5 protein-coding genes are annotated in these 6,300 nt (G+C 60.7%); all 5 read right to left on the bottom strand.

The window, feature by feature from the left end; translation table 11 throughout:
- A partial coding sequence (locus tag ACTIEN_RS21660) for an ABC transporter permease (protein ID WP_439525224.1) occupies window positions 1-1,486 on the bottom strand: 1,486 nt, incomplete at its 3' end.
- A gap of 63 nt (window positions 1,487-1,549) precedes the next feature.
- Window positions 1,550-2,551: an ABC transporter substrate-binding protein gene (locus ACTIEN_RS21655; RefSeq protein ID WP_439525223.1), complete on the bottom strand. Its 1,002-nt coding sequence runs from the start codon at window positions 2,549-2,551 to the stop codon at window positions 1,550-1,552.
- A gap of 328 nt (window positions 2,552-2,879) precedes the next feature.
- A complete protein-coding gene (locus ACTIEN_RS21650) occupies window positions 2,880-4,397 on the bottom strand; it encodes an aldehyde dehydrogenase (NADP(+)) (RefSeq protein ID WP_439525222.1) in 1,518 nt (505 codons plus the stop codon).
- Between the two features lie 12 nt (window positions 4,398-4,409).
- Window positions 4,410-5,327 carry a dihydrodipicolinate synthase family protein gene (locus tag ACTIEN_RS21645; RefSeq protein ID WP_439525221.1) on the bottom strand — a complete coding sequence of 306 codons (918 nt, stop codon included), beginning with the start codon at window positions 5,325-5,327 and terminating at the stop codon, window positions 4,410-4,412.
- Between the two features lie 34 nt (window positions 5,328-5,361).
- The gene (locus tag ACTIEN_RS21640) at window positions 5,362-6,285 is read right to left on the bottom strand and encodes a Gfo/Idh/MocA family protein (protein WP_439525220.1); all 924 of its coding nucleotides are present in this window, start codon (window positions 6,283-6,285) and stop codon (window positions 5,362-5,364) included.
- Between the last annotated feature and the right edge of the window lie 15 nt (window positions 6,286-6,300).

The following is a 6,300-nucleotide window of genomic DNA, read 5'->3' as shown; positions in this document are numbered from 1 at the left end:
ACCCGGCCTCGAAACTGCGCGGCAGTTTCAGGAATGTGCCCGATGCCGGTTTGCCCGTGACCGTGGTGAACCCCTTAACGCCCAGAATGATACGGCTTGCGATGAACACCAGCCCGACCAGCACCAGCAATACCACGCCGTAGACCGAGGCTTCGGGTTGCGAATAGCGTCCGGTCAGCGCGATGAAGACTTCAGTGGCAAGAAAGCTGCGGTCGCCTCCCAGAACCAGCGGTGTTCCGAAATCCGAGATTGATTCAATCGACGCAAGCAACAACGACGCGGCAATACCGGGACGGACCAGTGGCCATGTGATGTCCTTGAAGACGCGCCAACGACTTGACCCAAGTGTTTGCGCCGCTTCTTCCAGCGCCGGGTTCAGCGAATTAAGCGACCCGCGGATGATCAGATAGGCGACAGGTGCCAGCCCAAGGATCTGCGCAATGGCCACTCCTGTGACACCGTAAAGCGGGTTCGCAAACGGCGAGATTCCAAGAATGTCATAGCTGATCAAACCCCGCCGTCCGAACAGGAAGATCATCGAAAAGCCGATCACGAAGGGGGGAGTGATAAATGGCAGAACACTCGCCACGCCCAGAACACCACGCACCAAACCACTTTGTGTCCGTTGACCCAAGAGCGCCAGCGCAAAGCCAAGCATCGTCGCACCGGGTGCCACAATAAGCGCAACCAGAAGCGTCGATGGCAAGGCACCACTGCCCCAGATCATGATGCCAAGTGCCCAACCGGCAATCCCGCCGATGACAAGCCACATCGGGATCTTCCAGGCCCGCCGCTTTGACGTCTCGCGTCGGCTTGCATAAACGCCCCAGACAAGGCCCGCCGCAAGACCAACGGCTGCCAAAACTCCTACTCGGCTGGCTTCGCTTACTTCGGTGTAGGGATTGCTCACAAACAGAAACAGGGGGCTGGAAAAGGTGGCAAAGACCTGGCCCAGTGTAAACTGTCCGTCGATCCAGACTGCCGAGCGGATCACCATAAGCAACGGCACGGTGATGAAAATGGTGACGAACAGGATGGTCAGCAAGACGCTGGCCCCGACAAAGGAATCCGCGCGAATCCTGCCACTGTCAGACAGGGCTGCGCCTCCCGCAATCATCAGGCCTATGAACCCGATCAAAGCCCCCCAGCCAAACGGCGTAAAGGTTTCAAACAACCACGCTGCCAGTCCAAGACACCCGATAATCGCCGCGCCGAAAGCCGCATCTCCTCGCTGGCGTGGAGTCAGTCTTGAAAGTGGCGCAAACAGATAGAGCCCAAGGATGATCAGCGCCGCGATTGGCAACAAGACATGCGCCCCGAACCCAAGAGCAATCGGGTGCAGGTCATAGTCAAGCGGCCAGAACCGGCGATTTGTCCGGGCCATTGGCAGAAAAGCATAGGCGGCAAGCGCAAGCCCGGCCCAAAACGGCGCAGGGCCAGAATTAAGGCCAGCCCGCAGGGCACCTGGGGTGGCGGTATCCGTCATGATATTCTTTTCATTCAAATGGTGACCCGGTCCAAAGAGGCCGGGTCACAATCAATGCCTCAATCAACGAGGGATCGGGAAAATTTCGTTTGTCCAGCGTGCGATCAAACGCCCCTGAAGTTCGGGATCGCCATAGGTGACAAAATCATAGTCGATCACTTTGACTTCGGACAAATTGGGTGCGCCTTCGGCTGTCGCGGCATTGATGTTCGCCTTTGGCTGAATCTGCCCGTTCTCGGAGCCAATATTCTGACCTTCGGGGCTTAGCACGAAGTCGATGAACGCCTTGCCGCCGTCCGGGTTCGGGCCGTTCTTTATCAGACTGACGCCGCTGATTTCGTACCCTGTACCGTCCTCGGGCATGACAATCTCGATCGGGAATCCAGCCTGCTTTTCGCGCACGGCCGACGACATGAAGATAATTCCGACACCCAGTTCGCCCTGCCCCACGGGACCAAGCGACCCCGAGCCGGAGCGTGTGTATGTCGCCATGTTCTGGTGCATGCCGGCAAGAAGCTCAAAAGCTTTGTCTTCGCCGAAAAGCTGAACCAGCGTCGCAATGATGACATAGGCGGTGCCGGAGGAATTGGGATCCGCCATACCCATCATGCCCTTGTAGACCGGGTTCGTCAGGTCGCTCCAAGATGTCGGTGTCGGCGCGCCAACTTCAGCGAGAACAGCCGGGTTCACCACAAATGCAATTGGATTGGCGTAGAGCGGCAGATAGGCATTGTTGACTGCGGTCACGAGCCCCGGCAGCAGATCGGCCTTGACGGGTGACTCGTAATACTCCGTCAACCCCTCCTGCGAGGCGACGAAGTGCGGATCGCCCGTGCCTGCGAAAAACACGTCAAAGGTTGGGTTTGACGCCTCGGCACGAATGCGAACCAGCCCTTCATTTGAACGCAGGTTCAGGAATTCAAGCTGATAGCCCGAGGCTTCCAAAAACGGAGCGCGCATCGCATCGCACCATTCGGCAAGAACACAAACCACGCTGACCTGTTCCTGAGCCGCAACCTGTCCGCCTCCCATGGTTGCAGTCAGTGTTGCCACTATCGCTGTCATTCGCGTTTTTTCGAAAACTTTCCTGAACATACGTCCCCCCTTGGATTTTTGTTATTTTCACCGTCAGTCGTCAAACGTGACAACGCAATGACAGTTAAGTCAAGGAAATCAGCAGATCGCCAAAAAGTGCCGCCCTTGTTCCGCCGGACCTTCAAGGGTGTTCGTCAATGCCCGCAGAGTTATGACCAAACCTTGTATGCGACGGGGTCGGATTATCGGACCAGCCGGAACACTGCCCTCTCATCCCTTGAGAGACTTCACATTTCGGCCAGCGGCACCGGGTCTTGCGCATAGGCTTTGATCCTGGAGTGGATCTGCGTGGCTGTGTTCAAAGGCACAAGTCGCGCGGCAACAATTGGTCAGGCATGTTCTGGTAGCAGACCGGCCGCAGGAAGCGGCGGATTGCCATTGTGCCGACCGACGTTGCGCCGAAGTTGGTCGAGGCGGGATAGGGCCCGCCATGCACCATGGCATCGGCGACTTCGACGCCGGTGGGAAAGCCGTTGACCAGAACGCGCCCGGCCTTGCGTTCGAGCACCGGCACAAAGGGGCGTGCGGTGTCGATATCGGCATCATCCATCTGAAGGGTTGCTGTCAGCTGGCCTTGCAGACTGCGCGCCACGTCCAGCATCTGCTCGGCCCCGCTGGCTGCGACGAGGATGCCCAAGGGGCCAAAGACCTCTTCGGCCAAGGCCTCGTTGGCAAGCCAGCTTTCCGCATCGACCTTGTAAATCGCCGGTGCCGCGTTGCGCCGGTCACATGTGGATTTCAAAAGCTCCTGCACACCGCTTGCCGATCCGACCTCGGCTACGCCGCGCCGGAACGCGTCGGCAATTCCGTCGGTCAGCATCACCGATTCACCGGCAGCCTCGACCGCGTCGGTTGCAGCCTTGGCAAAGGCATCAAGCTCCGGTCCTTCAGGTGCGACGACGATGCCCGGATTGGTGCAGAACTGTCCAACCCCCATCGTCAGAGACCCGGCCCATGCTGCGCCCAGCTCTGCGCCGCGTTGGGCCAGTGCGCCCGGCATGACGAACACCGGATTGACCGACCCAAGCTCGCCGAAGAACGGGATCGGAACAGGCCGCGCGGCGCAGAGGTCGAACAGCGCACGCCCTGCCCCCAGAGACCCGGTAAACCCGACCGCATTGATCAGTGGATGCTGAACAAGCGCACCGCCCAGTTCATGGCTGGTGCCCTGGATCAGCGAAAACGTACCCGCCGGCATGCCGCAGCGCGCAATCGCCGCCGCGATGGCATCAGCCACGATCTCGCCGGTGGCAGGATGGGCGGGGTGACCCTTGACCACAACCGGACACCCGGCGGCAAGCTCCGACGCGGTATCTCCACCGGCCGTCGAAAACGCCAACGGAAAGTTGGACGCGCCGAATACGGCAACCGGGCCGATGGGCCGTTGAACCATCTTCAGATCGGGCCGTGGCAGAGGCTGCCTGTCGGGTAGTGCCGCATCATGGCGGCGGTCCAGATACACACCGTCGCGGATATGCTCCGCGAAGAGGCGCAGCTGACCGGTGGTGCGCCCACGCTCTCCCTGAAGTCGCGCTTCGGGCAGGCCGGTTTCGGCACAGCCCAGCCGCGTGATGTCGTCCCCGCGCGCGTCAATCTCTTCGGCGATGGCCTCAAGTAATGCGGCACGGTCTGCGCGGCTTGTCCATCCATAGGTCGCGAACGCCTCTTCGGCAGCACGGACGGCACGATCGACCTCATCGGCACCGCCTTCAGAAAAGGCTTGTCCATCGTTGGCGACAGGTTGCGAGGTGAATGTGCTCTGGTTCGACACCCAATCGCCAGCGATCAGATGTTTGCCGTGCGGTTCATAGCCCATCGAAATTCTCCTTTATTTGCCCCAACGCAACGCGATCACGTCGCGCTCGGTCGCCATTTGCAGCAACCTTGCGCGGGTACGATCCGACATCGGTTTGAGCGGGTGTCGCACATGATCCGAACCGATCACACCCCCTTCCTTCATCACCACCTTGGCGGCCCGCAGACCACATTGGCGGTTCTCGTGATTGATCAGCGGCAGACAGTCGCGCCACTGCGCCAGGGCCGCGTCGATATCGCCCGCAAGGTAGTTCGTGACGATCGGCTTGATCAACTCGGGTTGAAGCGCCGAGGTCATCGTGCCGGTACACCCCGCGTCCAGATCGGCCAGCAGTGTCACCGCTTCTTCGCCGTCGAACGGCCCGACGATATGGTCGCCACCCGCCTCGATCAGCGCCGCCAGTTTGTCGGCTGCAAAGGGCGTTTCCATCTTGAAGTAACTCACGTTCTCGATCTCTTTCGCCATCCGCACCAGCAGCGGCACCGGCAGGGACACCCCCGAGAGCGGCGCGTCCTGCACCATGATCGGGATCGAGATCGCATCGGACACCGCCGCGAAATGTTCAAAGATACCCGCCTCGGCCGGCACAAGGCCCACACCGTGATAAGGCGGCATCATCATCAGCATCGCGGCGCCCATCGCTTCGGCTTCTCGCGCGCGATCAACAACAACCTGCGTGCTGAAATGGCTGACCGTGACGATCACGGGCACCCGGCCTGCGGCATGCTCCAGCGACACCTTGGTGAGCGTGGCGCGTTCCGCGTCAGACAGCACGAACTGTTCGGAATAGTTTGCCAGGATACAGATCGCATCGACGCCTTGGTCGATCATGCAATCAAGCACACGCGTCATGCCTTCAGTATCGACAGAGCCATCGTCGTGGAAGGGGGTCGGGGCCACGGGCAGAATGCCGGTTAGTGGGTGCTTCATGGAAAATCCTTCAATCTTGGGCGCGCGGGGCGCCTCAGTCGTGAAACGGGTCGGTCGGGATACGACGACCAAGTGCCAACGCATCGGTGGCAAGCGTCATCGGGCGCAGGTCCATGTCGATCCCGCCCTTGCGGACAAGCTGGGCCATGCGGGCGTAAAGCCGGGGGTATTCGCCCCCCAGCGGAGCGGCGTCGCCGGTTCGGGTGCCGTCCACCTCCATCACCGCGCCGCCATCGCGAAGCTTGAGCGCGCCTACATCTGTCACCGCGTCGATCTCCCAGGTCTGGTCGCCATCCTGCCGCCAGTCGAACACGGCACTGACCTGCGCACCCTTTGGGTGGTGGAACGCAATCCGCGCGCCGATCGGCGTCTGGCAGTTCTCGGGCACATCCAGTTCGGCGTTTGTCACGTGAATGTCGTCTGGCAGGATCTCGGTCACGATGGACAGCGCGTTGATGCCCGGATCGAATACGCCCAAACCGCCCGGTTCCCAGATCCAGGCCTGTCCGGGATGCCAGCGGCGCACATCCTCTTTCCAGGTCACGGTCAGCGACTTCAGCGTCTTGTCGGCCAGCCAGGTCTTGGCAGCGGCCACCATGTCGGCGTGGCGCGAATGCCAGGTCGCATAGATCGAAAGCCCCGCCTCGCGGGCGGCCGCCTCAAGCGCGTGACATTCGGCAATCGTCGCGCCGGGCGGCTTTTCCAGCATCACATGCCGTCCCGCGCTTAGTGCCTGCATCGCATAGTCGAACCTGGGCACCGGCGGCAGGCACAGCGACACAACGCGAATGTCAGACCTGGTCTCGAGCATTTCGGCCATGTCGGTGAAGGTCTCGACGCCATCGACCGTCCCATGACGGCTGACGGTTGCTGCCAGGTCCCAGTCCGCGCTGTCCGCGATGGCCGGTACGTGCTGGTCCACCGCGATCTTTCCAATACCCACAAGTGCAATTTTCATCAGTGACTGTCCTTT

Source organism: Marivita sp. (genome assembly GCF_051859345.1).
Classification (GTDB): domain Bacteria; phylum Pseudomonadota; class Alphaproteobacteria; order Rhodobacterales; family Rhodobacteraceae; genus Marivita.
Note: the sequence above shows the minus strand (reverse complement) of the source record. Positions and strands in the feature narration are given on the sequence as shown.